This is a genomic window from Scytonema sp. NUACC21 (assembly GCF_054684315.1).
This window is the reverse complement of record NZ_BAAFZH010000090.1, coordinates 50,781-67,298: the sequence shown is the minus strand read 5'-3', so window position 1 is coordinate 67,298 and position 16,518 is coordinate 50,781. Positions and strand designations below refer to the sequence as shown.

Annotated in this window: 15 protein-coding genes; 6 read left to right on the top strand and 9 right to left on the bottom strand. The window is 41.9% G+C overall.

The window, feature by feature from the left end; all coding sequences use genetic code 11:
• Positions 1–55: 55 nt before the first annotated feature.
• From ACYRY3_RS24010 to ACYRY3_RS24000, 3 genes are all read right to left on the bottom strand, one after another.
• The gene (locus ACYRY3_RS24010) at positions 56–2,269 is read right to left on the bottom strand and encodes a PAS domain-containing hybrid sensor histidine kinase/response regulator (RefSeq protein ID WP_460204153.1); all 2,214 of its coding nucleotides are present in this window, start codon (positions 2,267–2,269) and stop codon (positions 56–58) included.
• Between the two features lie 251 nt (positions 2,270–2,520).
• Positions 2,521–4,002, bottom strand: a complete 1,482-nt coding sequence (locus tag ACYRY3_RS24005; RefSeq protein WP_460204152.1) for an ABC transporter substrate-binding protein — start codon at positions 4,000–4,002, stop codon at positions 2,521–2,523.
• Between the two features lie 21 nt (positions 4,003–4,023).
• Positions 4,024–5,436, bottom strand: a complete 1,413-nt coding sequence (locus ACYRY3_RS24000; protein WP_460204151.1) for a protein kinase domain-containing protein — start codon at positions 5,434–5,436, stop codon at positions 4,024–4,026.
• A 293-nt stretch (positions 5,437–5,729) separates the two neighbouring features.
• Between ACYRY3_RS24000 and ACYRY3_RS23995 the strand changes: the two genes are divergently transcribed.
• The 3 genes from ACYRY3_RS23995 (at position 5,730) to ACYRY3_RS23985 (ending at position 7,562) form a co-directional block, all read left to right on the top strand.
• Complete coding sequence (locus ACYRY3_RS23995; protein WP_460204150.1) at positions 5,730–6,767, top strand: glutathione S-transferase family protein; 1,038 nt, start codon at positions 5,730–5,732, stop codon at positions 6,765–6,767.
• A gap of 112 nt (positions 6,768–6,879) precedes the next feature.
• Positions 6,880–7,149 carry a DUF2281 domain-containing protein gene (locus tag ACYRY3_RS23990; RefSeq protein ID WP_460204149.1) on the top strand — a complete coding sequence of 90 codons (270 nt, stop codon included), beginning with the start codon at positions 6,880–6,882 and terminating at the stop codon, positions 7,147–7,149.
• A complete protein-coding gene (locus ACYRY3_RS23985) occupies positions 7,146–7,562 on the top strand; it encodes a type II toxin-antitoxin system VapC family toxin (RefSeq protein WP_460204148.1) in 417 nt (138 codons plus the stop codon). Before ACYRY3_RS23990 ends, ACYRY3_RS23985 begins: the two co-directional genes overlap by 4 nt.
• Positions 7,563–7,612: 50 nt before the next feature.
• Here the strand turns inward: ACYRY3_RS23985 and ACYRY3_RS23980 are convergent, their stop codons facing one another.
• The 5 genes from ACYRY3_RS23980 to ACYRY3_RS23960 all read right to left on the bottom strand — a co-directional run bounded on the left by ACYRY3_RS23980 (position 7,613) and on the right by ACYRY3_RS23960 (position 10,896).
• The gene (locus tag ACYRY3_RS23980) at positions 7,613–8,242 is read right to left on the bottom strand and encodes a hypothetical protein (protein ID WP_460204147.1); all 630 of its coding nucleotides are present in this window, start codon (positions 8,240–8,242) and stop codon (positions 7,613–7,615) included.
• 221 nt (positions 8,243–8,463) lie between these two features.
• Complete coding sequence (locus ACYRY3_RS23975) at positions 8,464–8,817, bottom strand: type II toxin-antitoxin system PemK/MazF family toxin (RefSeq protein ID WP_460204146.1); 354 nt, start codon at positions 8,815–8,817, stop codon at positions 8,464–8,466.
• Complete coding sequence (locus ACYRY3_RS23970) at positions 8,792–9,001, bottom strand: toxin-antitoxin system, antitoxin component, Xre family protein (protein ID WP_460204145.1); 210 nt, start codon at positions 8,999–9,001, stop codon at positions 8,792–8,794. The genes ACYRY3_RS23975 and ACYRY3_RS23970 overlap by 26 nt, the downstream gene beginning before the upstream one ends.
• Positions 9,002–9,153: 152 nt before the next feature.
• Entirely contained in the window at positions 9,154–10,110 is a 957-nt protein-coding gene (locus ACYRY3_RS23965) for an ROK family protein (RefSeq protein WP_460204144.1), read from the bottom strand.
• 42 nt (positions 10,111–10,152) lie between these two features.
• Complete coding sequence (locus ACYRY3_RS23960; protein ID WP_460204143.1) at positions 10,153–10,896, bottom strand: Mut7-C RNAse domain-containing protein; 744 nt, start codon at positions 10,894–10,896, stop codon at positions 10,153–10,155.
• Positions 10,897–11,531: 635 nt separating this feature from the next.
• Here ACYRY3_RS23960 and ACYRY3_RS23955 point away from each other — a divergent pair.
• Together ACYRY3_RS23955 and ACYRY3_RS23950 are read left to right on the top strand one after the other, a co-directional pair.
• Positions 11,532–11,822 (top strand): hypothetical protein, encoded by a 291-nt coding sequence (locus ACYRY3_RS23955; protein ID WP_460204142.1) that lies wholly within the window; start codon positions 11,532–11,534, stop codon positions 11,820–11,822.
• A gap of 84 nt (positions 11,823–11,906) precedes the next feature.
• Complete coding sequence (locus tag ACYRY3_RS23950) at positions 11,907–12,884, top strand: sucrase ferredoxin (RefSeq protein ID WP_460204141.1); 978 nt, start codon at positions 11,907–11,909, stop codon at positions 12,882–12,884.
• Between the two features lie 199 nt (positions 12,885–13,083).
• On the opposite strand, the gene ACYRY3_RS23945 is transcribed toward ACYRY3_RS23950, so the two are convergent.
• A complete protein-coding gene (locus ACYRY3_RS23945) occupies positions 13,084–15,090 on the bottom strand; it encodes a tetratricopeptide repeat protein (protein WP_460204140.1) in 2,007 nt (668 codons plus the stop codon).
• Positions 15,091–15,406: 316 nt separating this feature from the next.
• Between ACYRY3_RS23945 and ACYRY3_RS23940 the strand changes: the two genes are divergently transcribed.
• A complete protein-coding gene (locus tag ACYRY3_RS23940; protein WP_460204139.1) occupies positions 15,407–16,489 on the top strand; it encodes an SMP-30/gluconolactonase/LRE family protein in 1,083 nt (360 codons plus the stop codon).
• The last annotated feature ends 29 nt before the right edge of the window (positions 16,490–16,518 follow it).

Here is a 16,518-nt window from a genome sequence, read left to right as displayed (position 1 = left end):
AAAAAGGCGCTCAGTATAAAGGCTAAAGGATGAAGGTAACGGGCTTGTACCGCACTTATGTTGGTGATAAATTGTGATGCCCAAAGTATTGTTGTAATAGGTGTTTAATTTGTTCAAACTGATAATTATAAGCAAGTTGCCTCAGTTGATTTGCTAAAGAAGCATGAGAGTCTGGAATCTGCTGAAGTAGTTGTTCAATCTCTTCTTCATCACAAATTTGAGTGGTACTATACAGTGCAGCAAGCCAATCTGCACTCATCACAGAGAAGCTCTCGGAAGTCAGCACAAAAGAGGTGTTTTGAGTAGTTGTTACGGGATGGGCATCCAATCGCTCTTGGCTTTCTCTATAAACGAATTGCAAGTTCAAATACTCTGCCATCTTTTCGTAGATAAGGTTTTCATTGAAGGGTTTGATGACAAAATCGTTGCAGCCAGAGGCATGAGCTAGGGTGCGATCGCTCATTGATGCCTGAGCTGTTAGAGCAATGATGACTGGTGATTGTTCTGTAGAAAAGGAGCGAATCACCTGAGTGGCTTTATACCCATTTAATATGGGCATTTGAATATCCATCCAGATCAAATGGGGTAGCCACTGTTGGCAGAGGGCAATAGCTTCCTGTCCGTTGGTCGCCTCTTGGATTTCCATTCCTACCTGAGTCATCAGCGTTCTCAAGAGCAAGCGATTTTCGGCTCGATCGTCCACAATCAGAATTCGATATGTAGGTTGACCGGGAACTAGCCCGATAGGCGATCGCTCTTGCTTGGGAGAAGGAACACTTGCAGCTTCAGCAATCTGAATGGGAAGACGCACAAAGAATGTGCTGCCTTGTTCCAGTATACTGCTGACTGAAATATCACCGTTCATCAAACGAGCCAATCGACGACTGATAGTTAAGCCCAGCCCCGTTCCACCTGAAGTCATTTTTCCAGAACGGCTTTGCACAAATGCGTCGAAGACAGTTTCAGTCTCATCGCCTGCAATCCCCACACCTGTATCTTCAATTTCAAAAATTAAAAGAGTTTCAGAATTAGCCCGATCCAAAGATTCTAATGAATTTACACTTTTTTGAGTAATGGGTTCTGCGTTCACCCGCAGTGTTACGCTGCCTTGCTCCGTAAACTTGATGGCATTACCTACTAAATTAATTAAGATTTGACGCAGTTTTTTAGCATCTGTAGTAATGAACTGAGGGACTTCTGGAGCCGTCTGGAAACGAAACTCTAAGTTTTTGGATACCGCTTTATGGCGCAGCATATCTTCCAGGGAGAGCAGGAGATCGAAGAGATCGAAACTGTTTTCTTCCACACTCGTGCGGTTGGCTTCAATTTTAGAAAGGTCAAGGATGTCTTCAATCAGACTTAGCAGGTGCTCTCCACTGCGATGGATGGTTTGAATTGTGTCTTTTTGTACTCCCGATAAAGATGGGTCCCGGCGCAGGACTTGGGTAAAGCCCAGGATGACGTTCAGCGGTGTTCGTAGCTCGTGACTCATGGAAGCCAAAAAGGTACTTTTTGAATGGTTTGCTTCCTCAGCCGCTTCTTTTGCCTGTTGCAATTCCAGTTCAATGCATTTGCGCTCGCTAATGTCTTTGTGAGTTCCGATCATTCGTACAGGATTGCCTTGTTCATCACGGGTAACAACTTTGCCATAATTAGCAATCCATTTCCACTCACCTAATTTGGTTTTGACACGATAGTCAAACCCATATGGAACTGAGCTATCTTGTAAGTGGGTATTAAGTGTATCGAGTACCCTGGATTTGTCATCGGGATGAATCAATGCGTTCCAAGTTTCAACGTTTATGGTCAGTTCATTAGCCTTGTAACCCAGCATTTCTAGATAGCGAGGACTGACATAAACGGTTTGGCTTCCTAGATTCCAATCCCACAGCCCATCTCCAGAGGCTTCCAGTGCAAGCTGTAAGCGTTCTTCACTCTGTCTCAAAGCGGCTTCCACCTGCTTGCGTTCGGCTTCAATGCGCTTGCGATCGCTAATATCGCGGCAGATACAGATTCGCATAATTTCATTTTCCAATTCTACATCGCTCACACTAATTTCTACTTCATAGAGTGAACCATCTTTACGACGATGTACTGTTTCAAACGGTGCATTGATGAACTGAGATGTTTGAATAAATTGGACGATCTCTTCTTTTCCCCATTGAGCGTCCCAATCAGCAACATGCATTGTTACCACTTCTTCTGGAGTACAGCCAAGCATCTGGGCAAAACTTTGGTTAGCTTCGATTGCACATTTGTCATTTGTCATTGGTCATTTGTCATTGGTCATTGGTCATTGGTCATTGGTCATTTGTTAATAAGTAATAAGTAATAAGTAAGTTGACAGAAATAAATAAAATTGTGTTAAGAATGTAAGCCGCGTCGAAATCCTTACCAATGACCCTCCGGGTTCGCCAGTCCCCAGGGCGTGGGAAACCCGCCTACTTTCTCTGGACTCACCAATGACAAAGGACTAAGGACGACCCTCATGGGTTAACTTTATTTGTATCATTCTACTTATCAATCTTTGACTAAATCAAAACGGAGTTGAGTATTGGGATCGCAGCCCCTACCGGAGGTACAGGGTTCTACTCTAACTAGAAAAACGCCGCCAACGCGATCGCGAATACCTTCTGGTGAAAATTTAATTCGTCCTGCTGCACCAAAGGCTACGAAGTCGGGGTTAGACAGAGTTTTTTGTAAGCCCTCACGGGTACTGTTTTCTTTCAATCCAGCGATGACTGCTTGAAGTGCATCGTACACAACTGCTGTTCGCGGGCTGACTTCTCCACCCCAAAGTTCAGAAGCTTCTGTGGCGAAGGGAATGTCTGGATTCGCATCGCGATGCCAAGGTACAGCTAGCACCATTTTTTTAACATTTTCTTTTCCGTATTTCAAAATTCTGCTGTTATACATGATTTGAAAACCAAACAGCGGTAACTCGCCTTGTTTTTTATTCTCTCGAAGCAAATCGAAGAACTTTGAATTCGCATTATTGATTGTTAATGGGCTGGGAAATAATAACAACGCCTCTGCACCATCAGTTTTAGCTCGTCTGAGGATATCACTGACTGAAGAATTGTCACTCACATCGCAATTTGTACTGGTGACTTTACCGCCATATTTACTGCTTTGAATAGACTCTTTGTGTAAGTCTATGATAGTTTCTATACTTACAGGGGACTCTCTTGGTCTGTCCTGTCTCGCTTGAAATGATGAATCCCTACAAATAGCGACGTTTCTTATACCAGTTCTTTTGACTATATATTCAGCAAGCTTGTCACTGAAAACATCAGCATTGGGTGTAGCATAAAAGATATATTTTTGCATTTGAGACGATTGTCTGGCATTGGGATTGATTGGCGAAACCATCACTAAACCGCGATCGTTATAAACCGATGGGTTGAGAGTAAACCCGATGACTGCCAAAATATTGCGATCGTTCACCAAATTAAGATTAATTTGTGAAACCGTCTGGGTATCTCTAATATTTGGAATGGCAGTGATTTGAAGCTGCAACCAAGCCCCATTAATTTTCTCGCGGCTGCTATTCACCTCATCTTGAGCTTGAGCAACACCGCGTAGGGTTTCTTCTGCCTGATCGACGCTTGTTAGTGACAAAAGAACAGCAACTTTTAGAGGTTTTGTATTGCTTTTGTTTAATTCGGCATTCGCATTATTCAAATAAATTAATGTCTCAGGATCGTTAGGATTATTTTTTAAGGCTGCGGTAAATTTACTTACAGCAGTTGCAAAATCACCCTTGGCAAATGCTTTACTTCCTTCTTCTTTTTCTGGAGAATTATTCTTGGTAATAAAAATTTCCTCCCCCAAACTCATGTTATCATTTGAAAACGAATTTATAGAAGATGAGCTTGGTAACTTATTGTCAGTTTTACCAGAACCTACAAATCTACCTAAAAACCATAAAATACCTGCCATTAACAACCCAGCTATTAGGAAAGAAGCAAGTAATCTGATATTTTCTTTTTTTTCATTCATATAGTTCCCTTTTATATTATATTAAAAATAATGAGAAATTAACTCTTTTAAAAGCTGGGATAAATTGATGAAAGCAAAAGCTAATAACCCTGCCAGAAGAACTAGCAATACAAGAACTGTTAGCCCATCTAATCCAGATTGGAGAAGATTAGCAACTGATAATCTTTGGTAGACGATAAAAACAAATAAGGTTGTAATTATAGAAACAAGAAGTAAATAAGTTTTTTCGGGAATGGAATGAGATTGGGAAAATATTATGGCACCCAAAAGTAAAAACCATATTCCAGAACTCATCCAAATTGTTCCTAAAAAACTGAGAAGGATAAGAGCTAAAAATGAACTCCCCGAGCCTGCAATCACTGCTGATGGCAACAGTTTCTTGAGAGATAAAGACCCTGAAGGTGCAGCTGATGGCGGTTGAGTATTTGCAGCTTGAGTATGTGATGGTATTCTTGATGGTTGATGCTGGGATAGTATTGTGGAAAATGAGTGAGTTGGTGGTGTTTGTGGTGGCAGTGGCTGAGTGTTTAAATCCTGTAAAACAGCCTTAGCTGATTGATAACGCTCTTCGTGGTTAATTTGCAACAACTTATCGAGAATATTGCCCAATTCCTGAGTTATAGGTTGTCGTACATATTTCCGCCATCGAGAAACCCAGCCATAGCCTTCTGCCAACCATATGTCCAACGGGTGAGAATCGGTTAACAGATGAAAGCAAGTGACTCCCAAGCTATAGAGGTCGCTAGCGGGGTAGGCTTCGCCCTTTTGCATTTGCTCAAGGGGTGCATAACCAAAGGAACCAATGTATGTTCCCGGTCGATGGTTTGCTGTTGCTGCTACCGTGCCTGTCTTTTGCTTTGCTACGCCGAAATCAATCAGCACCAATTTATTATCATTTTCACGGCGAAGAATGTTTTCTGGTTTGATATCTCGGTGAATGACGTGCTCTTGATGTACTGTTTCTACAACAGGTAATAAATCATACAAAAAAATTCGGATTTTTGCTTCATCGAACACCCCTTGCTGTTTTAACTCCTCCAACAGATTCTGCCCTTTAATAAACTGCTGAACTAAGTACAAATAGTCATCTTGCTTAAAGTAGGCATATAGGTGAGGAATCTGAGGGTGTTCTCCCAAATGTTGCAGACGTTTTGCTTCTTGTTGAAATAACTCTGTTGCTTTTCGCAGTGACCAGCTGCCTTGAACTTGTGGTGCTAGTTGTTTTACAACGCATTGTTCATCAAGCTTATCTATATCTTCTGCAAGATAAGTACGCGCAAATCCGCCGCCTCCCAATGGTTTAAGAACGCGATAACGATTTCTAAGTAAAGACACCAGTTCCGATCCGCAATTGACACAGAACTTTGTTCCATCAGGATTTATTGGTTGAGAGCACTCAGGATTGAGGCAGCAGATCATATCTGTTGCTGTCATTTATTAATGTCTATGACAAAAATATACATTACAGGTTCTTGGATCTACGCTATGTAGATGTAACAAATAATTGAGTTCATAGCATATTACATTTATTATAAACAACCAGTAAACTCCTCGTTGACTGCTAGAAAATCAGCATAAAATATACTCAGTATGCTGTTATTTAAATCTGCAGCTTCAATGATTTCCGATAAATCCTGTTTACATTATGGCGGGTAGTGCCCACCCCAAGTGAGTGAGAAATTTTGCAAGAATGATTTAGGATCGCTAATATATTAGGGGCGATCGCAATGAAAGCTGGAATTTCCAAGACCAATAACAAAGGTAAGTCACTGCCACCAAAGCTCATAATCAAGCTAGGAAAGTTTGTTTGGGTGACTCTCTGGCACATGATGATGTCAAAGATAGCCCCCCGCAATACTTCAGGAGAGTACATTCGTCCTAGCAGTCATTTCCGTAACTTTGTGAGTTCTGAGGAAAACAATCCATACCAACCAGTTGCGGGACGCTATACCCTGGTAGTTGGGCTGAGTTGTCCTTGGGCACACCGTACCCTTGTTGTCCGCGCACTCAAAGGGCTTGAAGAAGCGATATCAGTATTTGTCGTTTCTCCCTCTCCCATAGAAGGGGGTTGGGTTTTTAAGGAAGAATATGAAGGTTGCCGTAGACTTGCGGAACTGTACCAAATAGCAGAACCGGGTTACAGCGGACGTTCTACAGTTCCGGTTTTATGGGATAACCAGACCAAAACCATAGTTAACAACGAAAGTGCAGAAATTATCGTTATGCTAAACTCGGAATTCAACGAGTTGGCGAAAAATCCTACCCTAGATTTGTACCCGAAGGAACTCAAACAGACAATTGACCGCTGGAATGATGTGATTTATACAAACGTCAATAATGGTGTCTATCGTTGCGGTTTTGCTCAAACCCAGGAAGCTTACGATCGCGCCTGCAATGAACTCTTTTCAACCTTAGATGAAATTGATAGCGTACTCAGTAAAAAACGTTACCTTTGCGGAGATACCGTAACCCTGGTAGATGTCCGTCTCTTCACAACACTATTTCGTTTTGACAGCGCATACTACGGGCTTTTCAAGTGCAACCGCAAAAGAATCAAAGACTACCAGTACCTAAGCGCTTACCTACAGGACTTATATCAACTGCCCGGTATTGCCAACACTTGTGATGTCGAGAGTGTCAAACAGGACTACTACGGCAATCTATTTCCCCTTAACCCTGGTGGTATTATCCCCACAGGACCAGATATGGCTTACCTTTACGAACCACACAATCGCGAGGTCTTAACTGAAACCGTGCGATCGTAGCTATTCTAAAGTAGAAGCGTGGTCAAGTCGATAACTATAATAAAGCAAGTTGAGCGCGATAGCGAAACTAACGGTACCCATCCGTATTGCGTTTATTATAGGTGAAGCATATATGAGTACTGAACAATTGCTTTTAGAGAAATGGCGAGCACTCTCACCAGATAAGCAGCAGGAAGTTATGGATTTTGTAGATTTCCTGGAATTTAAGTCTACTGCGACAACTCAGCACCAAGCAGAACTGCAGTCTAAGCCAAACCTAGGAGAGCGGTTACGGAAAATCCGTGAGGAAATTGTTAGCTCTGGTGTACCGTTATTAGATTGGGAAGGTGTTGAGCGTGAAAAAGCTCAACGTAGAGGTGGATATCAGGAAGATGCTGAATGACTCGTACATTTATCGATTCGGGTGTACTGATTGTTGCTGCAAGAGGTGAGGGAGCTATTGCTGAAAGAGCGTTAGCAATTCTCGAAGATCCTAATCGGGAGTTTGCCTCTAGTGTGTTTTTAAAACTGGAGGTATTGCCAAAAGCAATTTACAATAATCAAGTTACCGAAATTAGGTTTTATGAAGAATATTTTAGTGCTGTTTCATACTGGGCAACCGAATTTGAGGAAATTATTCAAAGTGCATATAGAGAAATGAGTGAATCAGGACTTGGAGCAATGGATGCGCTTCATGTTGCGGCTGCAATATCAGTTGGAGCGGTTGAATTAATTACGAATGAGAAGCCTGAAAAGTCTATTCATCGTTGCACAAGCATACCAGTTATTTCTATTTGGTCTACAAATATCTATTAAAATATTACAGAGAAGAATGTGGGCAGTACGGGTAATTGCAACAAGTCCATTTACTGTTCGCGAATCCAAAGTGCTAATCCACCTCCACGACCACGGGCTGCAATAAAGTTTTCTGTGACTAGGAAGAACGCAAAAAAGGGCAATTTCGCTATGGATTGGTTGTAAAAATTTTCAGCCTGAACTTGACCCCCTCTCACATTTCCACTGTAAATTACCCGACCAAACAAGCGCAGTTGCAGGCGAGTAAAATCAAATGCTAGCAAGTTTTTCTTACCCAAATATTGCGCCAGACCCTCAAACATCAATATCATCGGTCCCAATTGAATTGAATTGGTAATTTCCCCTCTGCCAGGATTTGTGTCTTCAGCTTGTGGAGTTGCACTGAAGGAAATATGGGCTGGAGTCAACTTAGGCATATAAAAGCCTTTACCCAAGGCAATCCCCCCTCGCTTTCTCAGCTTTTTGGTTCCAGTTGTAAAACACAATCGCCACTGACCCAAAAGAGGCTCAAAAGGATACGTCAGTCTTTGCTGCTTGGCGGCTTTTTCTACTTGCAACAATGCATCGACGACTAACGAGGGAGAAGGGCGTTGGTTTGTTTGCCCTTGATAGAAAGCAACAGCTTGAGAAAGCACACCCAGACAATTTGGGGAAACTTTTGATGTTAAATCAGTTGTCAAATTTTCACCCTACACTACTTACAATTTTTTTATCAATGATTTGCGATCGCTATAGTTTTTCACAAATAATTTTGTACTACTATAGTATAACATCTCAACTAACTCGTATTTGTTCTTTAACTGTCTGAACGCGTATTGCGATCGAGACTATCCTCCAAACTTTTCATGACATGATTATTTGGTGCGATAGCTTCGCTCCTGCCCTCTGGGCAGATCGTTTATCAACCCAAAATAGACTGTAAAAGGTTTTGCAATGCTTGACAATCTACTTCATCTAGTAGTTGTCCTAACTTTTTAATGACTAGTTCTTTGCTGATTGTAGTCAGAACTGGTTTGATAATTGAAGGTTTGATCAAACCAGCTGCTTTCCACCCTGTAATTGTCATTTCTCCAAAGGAAGTTGCTGGATTTGCTTGACTGGTAACGGCAATCAACACCACATCAGAACGCTCCCGTTGATAATTACTAGAACTAACAATAACTGCTGGGCGTTTTTTAGTAGTGGTCTGGTCAGTGAAAGGAAATGGTACTAAAACAACATCACCAAATTTATAGTTGGTCATATTCAGCATCATCGGGGTTATCCCAGATGTTTTGCAAAGTTGGTTCAGAAAGCTTTGCAGCCGCTAGAGTGAGGCTAACCTCCGTATTTTGCTGGTACAGGGAATCGATAAAATTTTCAACTAGCACAATTTGTTCAGGAACTAGCTGACGGATTTTTTCAAGTAATCTTTGCTCTGATATTTTGTCAGCTTGCATTTTTAGCACTCTCCTTATCACCAAATAGTTTGAATAGTTGTTAGTGCCTGTGTGTATCTATCACTACTGATGTTATCATCACGATATCCCGCCAGTGGGTTATAGCTATACACGATAACTTCGCTCCTGCCCTCTGGGCAGATCGCGCTTGTCTACAAACCCGCCATCGCAAGAGCCACCGCACCCCACAAAGGTGCATCATCACCAAGTGCAGCTGTCGCAATTTCAAAATTCACCTCAGGTAAAGCCGTCTCCCGCGCCACCTTTCGCAACACAGCCCAAAAATTTTCCCCCGCTTTCGTTACACCGCCACCCAACACAAACCGCTGGGGATTCATGAGATTCGCTACGTTCCCAATCCCCACACCCAAAGCCCAACTAGCTCGATACAAAAGTTGCCCAGCCAATTCATCCCCACTAGCCGCAGCTTCACTCACCACTTTCCCCGTAATCAACTCCAAATTATTTTCCACTAACTCCCTCAAAATCTGTCCTCTGCGTTCTCCGGTGGCTTTGTTTAACAAAGCCTCTCTGGCATCCTGCGCCATGTAGGGACCCGATGCCAACCTTTCCACACACCCGCGCTTCCCACACAAACAAACCGGACCAGACGGATCTACAACCATGTGTCCGATTTCACCAGCCATCCCTTCTGCACCCCGCCAAGGTTGACCGTTGATTATCCAACCACCCCCCACGCCAGTGCTGACGGTCATGTAAAACAAGCTATCGTACCCCTGACCGGCACCAAAGCGATGTTCGCTTAGAGCCGCAACATTGGCATCATTATCTACACTGCACCGAACACCAAATTCTTCCTCTAGCAATTTGCGTAGGGGTATGTTTTCCCATCCAGGGACATGATGAGACAGTCGAATTGTCCCAGTTGTTGCGTCCACAGGTCCCCCAAAGCTAACACCAATCGCCCCAGGTTTTTGCCCTTGTAGCACCGAAGTAATGAGCGATCGCATAATTTCCAAATCAGTATCAGCATTTGCATTTGCTGGGGAAAGCTGACGAACGCTTGCCAGCCATTCTCTAGAACCGACATTCACGGTTGCAGCGGCTAGCTTTGTGCCCCCAAAATCAAGCGCTAAGATTAAAGTCATTGTTAGTAGTTAGTAGTTAGTAGTTAGTAGAACCACTAACCACTACCCATTATTCATGACTGAGTCAATAAACTGTTGCAATCTTTCATAATGGGAGCCCTTCCAGTAGACCTGATTGCAGTTTTGACAGCGATAAAATTCCTTAAGGGATAAGCGAACGCTTTCTGGCAATCGGTCAATCACGGTTTCCTTTGGCACGGGTTCAAGTAAACCATTACAGCGCAAACACCGTTGAAAGGGCGACACTGATTTATATAAGTCAAAGCGCCGCATAATTTCCACAATTTGCTGCTGTGGATCTGTACTTCTGACGTAATATCCGTGTATCACAATACTTCGCATCAATAAACCCTTATCACGGGTCAATAGAATTCTTTCTTGAGTACTAGAAATGCGAGCTAATTCCTCATCTGCATAGTCATTGCGGTACAACGTATCAAAACCCAATAAGCGTAAAGACGTTGCTAGCTTCCCTAAATGAATATCTAAAACAAAGCGAATTATACCGGAGAGTTTGGGTTTGATTGAGATACTTGATGTTGTAGAAGATGTTAAAGAAATTGGATAGACATTGATAACATCTTCATCTTGAACTATGTAGGAAAAATCTACATATTTTCCGTTGACTTCAATAGAGTCCACTTCTGGATGGGGGACGCCTAAAGCTTCAATCGTATCTTTTATTGAAGCTCGTTCAGTAAAAAAATGTTCTATGACGACCTGCTTTTTATCCACAGGCAAGAAATCATTCAACTCTGCATAAAACCGAAAAGACGCAACAGCCATAAGTGGTTCCAAGTTTAAGTATTTATAATAATTAAGTTAACAAAATGAGAGCTAGTGACTAACCGAGAGTATTTGTACCATTTTTCTACGATTCAAGAATATTTATCTATTATATCCGGAGCGCAAAACTCCCTAAATTTCAGTGTTTTTAGCGATTTCATGCCAGCCCATCTGAAGATTCACTGGCATTAACCAGTTTAAAACTTAAGCAAAGATTAGAAAAATTAGCAAATACTTGCATTTGTTATTGACTTCAGTTAAAGTCTTACCAGAAGCTCCAATTTGACCGTTGGCGTAGTTTTCAGATGGTTAGATGGGGTGAAAAAATGAACAAGAGAGTCTGAGACAAAGCACGCCTCAGGATAGTGTACCATCTGCCTAAAGGTAGCCAGAAGGTAAAAGTATTCGTTGAAAATTGGTCAATTATTCTGAGACCGCTAAGTAGAAGTACCTCTTAAAAAGTTAGATGCTAATGCTAAAGAAGGTGACATTACCACTCATTAGTTGCTAACATTTAGTATTAAGCGGACTGAATCTGAGTGGAGGGTATTAAACTAATATCCTTTGCTAAAAGTTTGCTAAGTACATTTTTTCTTTTCATTTTTTTTGACAACCAATTGAGAAACTTTTGCAATATGCTTTGGCTAACAGATATATTAGAATTATTCTTTCTCAAACGATTTTCCCAAGAAAACTGTATCAAAAAAGCTGTTTTTCAATCAAGAGAAGGACAAAATAATTTTAGACCGCTTTTTGGCTGGCATAAATTTAAGTATATTTTGCAGGATTTTATTTTAAAATATTCCAATTTTTTATGGGAAATATATAATAAATCCTCCTATTTAAAAGCAAATACTTATCTCACTGAGAAATCTCAAAAAAAGCAGCATATAACAGTGCTTATTATAGTGGGTAGTAATACTTAAAGGGGAAGCTGTAGCGCGTACTACCATCTCTGTTTGTAATATCCTTTGTCCGTAAAAACACATTAATGACTACAATACACTTAGATGAATACTTTCTTTTGTTCTGATAATTCACGAGAAGCAGGAGAAGAAATTATTGGAAGTGCTAGCACTTGCCAAACCTACATACTGGTTGAGTGCCCTCCTCCTTGGGCATCAGAAGCATTTCAATCCAGATGGGTGCCAGAAAATTTACAGATGTTAATTAAGGAAATCAAAAGAGAAAAACTGCCGATTACATTTCTCTTAATTAATAACAATGCATCCCACAAAATAGACAAAACAACCCTTCTGATTTACCAGAAAAAGGAGGGGCTAAGCAACGGATTTCAAAAGCTAGAATTTCGGTTGACCAATATTGAACAGGTAGCAACCATTGTTAAAAAGTGGCTGAATGGCAATTCCGATTATGAAGTAGAAGAAAGCCCAACTAGAGATATTTTAGTTTGTACCCACGGCAGTCACGATCGCTGTTGTGCCCGGTATGGAAATCCTTTTTACTTCCATGCAACAGCCTCCGTGTTTAGTTTGGGCTTGGACAACGTTCGTATATGGAAATCCAGCCACTTTGGCGGACATCGATTTGCGCCAACAGCTATAGATTTTCCCAATGGAAGATACTACGGTGCTTTAGACCAGGAGTCATTTAAATCCATTTTGACACGCACGGGCGACATCAACTCCTTGAAGAAAGTGTACCGAGGTTGGGGAATTTTGCCAAACCCAATTCAGCTTTTAGAGAGGGAACTGATATTCCGCCACGGATGGGAATGGTTTGACTACAAAGTTGCAGGCAAAATCATCGAGCAACATTTAGATGAAAATATGGTTTTAGCCGAGATAACTTTTGAAAAACCTGATGGCTCCGTGTACTGTTATGAAGCTAAGCTGGTGAAAGATGAAGCTAAAACCATAAAAATTAAGGCTTCTTGCAGTGCTACAGAAGAAGTAGCCTGTGTCAAGTATAAAGTCGATAGTCTCTGGCTTGCGTCTACTAAACTTGCCACTTCTTGCACTAAGTAACACAATGTAGAGACTAAACATGGCTAGTCTGTACACAAGTGATTATTTACACATCAACCTGAACTGACATCTTGCACCATCTCAATAAAGGGGTGGTGGGCTTTAGCCCTACCTACGTAACTAAGTAACACAATGTAGAGACTAAACATGGCTAGTCTCTACATGAGTGATTATTTACACATTGACCTTAACTAAACCCTTAAATTTCCAAAGCTTTAAACAGAGGGTGTTCCCGAATCGCATCAAAATCCGGGTCGGTTTTAGCCAAACTGAGAAATTTTTCTGCATTCAGGTAAATTGCTTGTTGCAAATTTTGAATTGCTAACGGCACGTTCCCTTGTAAGGCATAGCAGCAAGCTTTGTTGTACCAAGCAAAGCCATCCTCAGAATTGATTTCCACTGCTTTGTCGTTAGCGGTGAGGGCTTCGTTGTATTGTTCTAATGCCATGAAAGCAAGACCTTTGTGAACCCAAGCATCAGCAAAGTCAGGCTTGAGTTGAATGGCTTTGTCATAAGCTACGATCGCATTTTCATATTCCTCTAATTTTGCCAAAATAACACCTTGGTTATACCAAGCTTGGTAGAACTCGGGTTGAAGTTCAATCACCTTATTATATGCAGTTAGTGCCTCCTTATCCCTTTGCATTTTTTCCAGCAATAAGCCCTTTTCATACCAAGTGTAAGCATCTTTTGGCTGGCGTTTGAGAAAGCGATCGCAACAAGCTATGCCTTGGTTGTAAGAATCCAAAGCTTCATTTTGGCGTTGTAATTTTTCTAAAAGCAATCCTCGGTTATACCAAAGCTCGGCATCTTCTGGTTTGTACTTAATTCTTTCGTTGTAGACAGCCAATGCTTTGTCGTATTCTTGCAATTTGTCTTCTAGAATTCTAATTTTGCTTATCCAAGCTGGGGAATTAGGTTCTAATTTTATCGCTTGGTTGCAAGCAGCGATCGCTTCTTGGTAACGTTCCAACTGCTCTAAAACTTCACCTTTTCCTATCCAAGCTGTTGCAGAATCTGCCTGAGATTGGATTGCCATATCAAAATCAGCAAGAGCTTCTTCATAACGTTGTAATTCTGTTAAGATAAACCCTCGGTTACTTAAAGCATCTGAAAAATCTGGTTGCAGATTCACTGCTTCGGTATAGGCAGCGAAAGCTTCTTCTGTCTTTCCTAAATCTTGGAACACAATACCTTGGTAATACCTAACCTCTGGATTATCGGGTTGGATTGCCAGTGCCTTATCATAAGACATTAATGCATCTTCATTTTTTTGCAAGCAATAAAGAGCATATCCACGCAAAAACCAAGAATCAAAGTCCTTAGGTTGTTTTTCAATAGATTTATCAAAAGCTGCGATCGCCTTTTGATACTGTTTTGTAGAAATGAATTGTTTCCCTTTGTGGTAAAAATCTTTTTTCTTATCTCTAAATAACCATAATATAAAAATTAATCCTAATATAATATACAATGAATACTGGCTAAATATTGCTCCTCCTTCCCGTGCTAAAGATGGGGAAATACCCAGCAATCCACTAATTGTATGTGTTATATCCCATAAAAATCTGTTAAACGGAGCGGCAAACCATAGTAATCCAATCAAAATCCAGATACCGTATTTGCCAACCCTGTTGAGTTCAACTTGAATTTGGCGGGGTAACCAAGGCTCAATAATGCCATAACCATCAAGAGAAGGAATGGGCAATAAGTTAATAAAAACAACATAAACATTCAGGACAATAACATAAGCCAAACAGGTCATCAGGTAAAATGAAGACCCAGTATCACTTTCCAGTAGCTTGGTATGCCAGCCTAATAGGAAAGGTAGCGATAGCAACAATACCACACATATATTGGCAAAAGGACCCGCCGCAGAAACAGCACTTTTCCACCAGCGATTGCGTAATCGACTGTGGTTAATGTAGACTGCTCCTCCAGGGAGAGCAATACCACCGAGAAGGAGAAAAAAGAGTGGCATGACCAAACTTAAACCCGGATCGGTATATTTGAGTGGGTTTAGGGTCAGATATCCCTTATCCTTTACAGAATTATCTCCACCCCAGTAAGCCACCACTGCATGACCAAACTCATGCAAGCACAAAGACACCATCCAACAGAAGCAGATAAAGACGGCATACAGCCACATTGGCTTAAACTCCAAAAAAAGGTTAGTGGTGTTATTCACTACCACTAGCAATATTGACAATGGTAGCAATCCTTTGTGGCGACGGGCATAGGGTACTTAAGCGATCGCGATCGCCGGACGAATATATTGCTCAAAATTCCTAGGGGTGACGCTTGACGATTGGTAATTCTTATCTTTCCAACACAACTTCTTATGCTCCCAAATTGGGCATAGTATTGCCCACGAGCAGTCTAGAGCAATGGGGCAATGTTTTTAACCCATTTGACCATGAGTCCGATATCTTATTGCCATACGTTGCAAAAGTTCTCATCTTCAACATCAAAAAACTGCCAAAATAAAGAGCTATCATCTGAAAGAATATTTGTTGAACATAGTAATGCGATCTCTGTGTGGTAGCAGTTTTAAGGAGGAGGATATGACGAAAGCATATTATTCTATAGTAGCTGCGCTTGCAATCTCTGCATTTTGCACTCCGGTTCGGGCATTTAGCTTCGGTTCGTATGAATTGTCCGTTGTTCAACCTCAGACAGAAAATAGTTTGCCAGGGGAACAGAGTACGGAACGTTTGAAGCTACCTGTTCCATCGATCGCTGTTTTTGCACGCCTGCCACGTTTTGGTGAAGGGCTCGTATTCGATCTTCTAGGTCGTTTGTACGTCTCTGACTCGTTCGATAACGCTATTCTACGCTTGACGGAAACAGGCGAGACTGAGGTGTGGTCTCGTGCTGTCAATTTTCCAAATGGTCACAAGGTACTCCCAGACGGCACACATATCGTAATGGGGCAAGGTGCCGTTGTCTGGCTCGACGCTAATGGTCAGGTCATCAAGCAACTCACTACCGATGAACAAGGGCGACAATTACGCTCACCTAACGATATTACGCTCGACCAAAGAAACGGCGGCTTCTACTTCACCGATCCTGGTGTGTTTAGGGCTGATGAGTCTGGTCGAGTGTTCTACGTGGACCAAGAGGGGAATATTCGCACAGTTTCTGACGGTGTTATTGACTTCCCAAACGGCATAGTGTTGCGTCCAGATGGGCGGACGTTGTTAGTTACTGAAAGGCTTCAAAATCGCATTTTGGAATTTCGAGTTCGTGAACCCGGTCGGCTTAGTGCGCCGCGCGTCTTCGCAGAACTTCCCTCGCAGCCGAACCCTTTGACAAATGGTGAATCAGTACCTGATGGAATGGCGCTTGATGAAGCAGGTAATCTATATGTTGCACACTATGGGGCTGGGGTGGTGCGAGTTTTCGATCGCCATGGTCACTTCCTTGGTTCATTGGGTGTCGGCTCACCAGGAGTCACCAACCTCGCATTTGGTGGTCAGAACATGGATGAGTTATACGTTTACGCGGTGGATGGCAATCCTATAGAAGAGATAAATCCAGGTGGCAGGATTATGCGGCTGACACTTCCGGGAGTACGTGGTCTTCGCCTTATTCCCGCTCAGGAGTAGCAATGGATACAGGAGAGCGAAGTGAACAG

What these genes read in the sequence shown, in the direction of transcription:
- ACYRY3_RS24000 (WP_460204151.1), bottom strand. Translation starts at nt 5,436, where the DNA reads ATGACAGCAACAGATATGATCTGCTGCCTCAATCCTGAGTGCTCTCAA.
- ACYRY3_RS23990 (WP_460204149.1), top strand. Translation starts at nt 6,880, where the DNA reads ATGAGTACTGAACAATTGCTTTTAGAGAAATGGCGAGCACTCTCACCA.
- ACYRY3_RS23975 (WP_460204146.1), bottom strand. Translation starts at nt 8,817, where the DNA reads ATGATGCTGAATATGACCAACTATAAATTTGGTGATGTTGTTTTAGTA.
- ACYRY3_RS23965 (WP_460204144.1), bottom strand. Translation starts at nt 10,110, where the DNA reads ATGACTTTAATCTTAGCGCTTGATTTTGGGGGCACAAAGCTAGCCGCT.
- ACYRY3_RS23970 (WP_460204145.1), bottom strand. Translation starts at nt 9,001, where the DNA reads ATGCAAGCTGACAAAATATCAGAGCAAAGATTACTTGAAAAAATCCGT.
- ACYRY3_RS23940 (WP_460204139.1), top strand. Translation starts at nt 15,407, where the DNA reads ATGCGATCTCTGTGTGGTAGCAGTTTTAAGGAGGAGGATATGACGAAA.
- ACYRY3_RS24005 (WP_460204152.1), bottom strand. Translation starts at nt 4,002, where the DNA reads ATGAATGAAAAAAAAGAAAATATCAGATTACTTGCTTCTTTCCTAATA.
- ACYRY3_RS23950 (WP_460204141.1), top strand. Translation starts at nt 11,907, where the DNA reads ATGAATACTTTCTTTTGTTCTGATAATTCACGAGAAGCAGGAGAAGAA.
- ACYRY3_RS23955 (WP_460204142.1), top strand. Translation starts at nt 11,532, where the DNA reads ATGCTTTGGCTAACAGATATATTAGAATTATTCTTTCTCAAACGATTT.
- ACYRY3_RS23960 (WP_460204143.1), bottom strand. Translation starts at nt 10,896, where the DNA reads ATGGCTGTTGCGTCTTTTCGGTTTTATGCAGAGTTGAATGATTTCTTG.
- ACYRY3_RS23995 (WP_460204150.1), top strand. Translation starts at nt 5,730, where the DNA reads ATGAAAGCTGGAATTTCCAAGACCAATAACAAAGGTAAGTCACTGCCA.
- ACYRY3_RS24010 (WP_460204153.1), bottom strand. Translation starts at nt 2,269, where the DNA reads ATGACAAATGACAAATGTGCAATCGAAGCTAACCAAAGTTTTGCCCAG.
- ACYRY3_RS23985 (WP_460204148.1), top strand. Translation starts at nt 7,146, where the DNA reads ATGACTCGTACATTTATCGATTCGGGTGTACTGATTGTTGCTGCAAGA.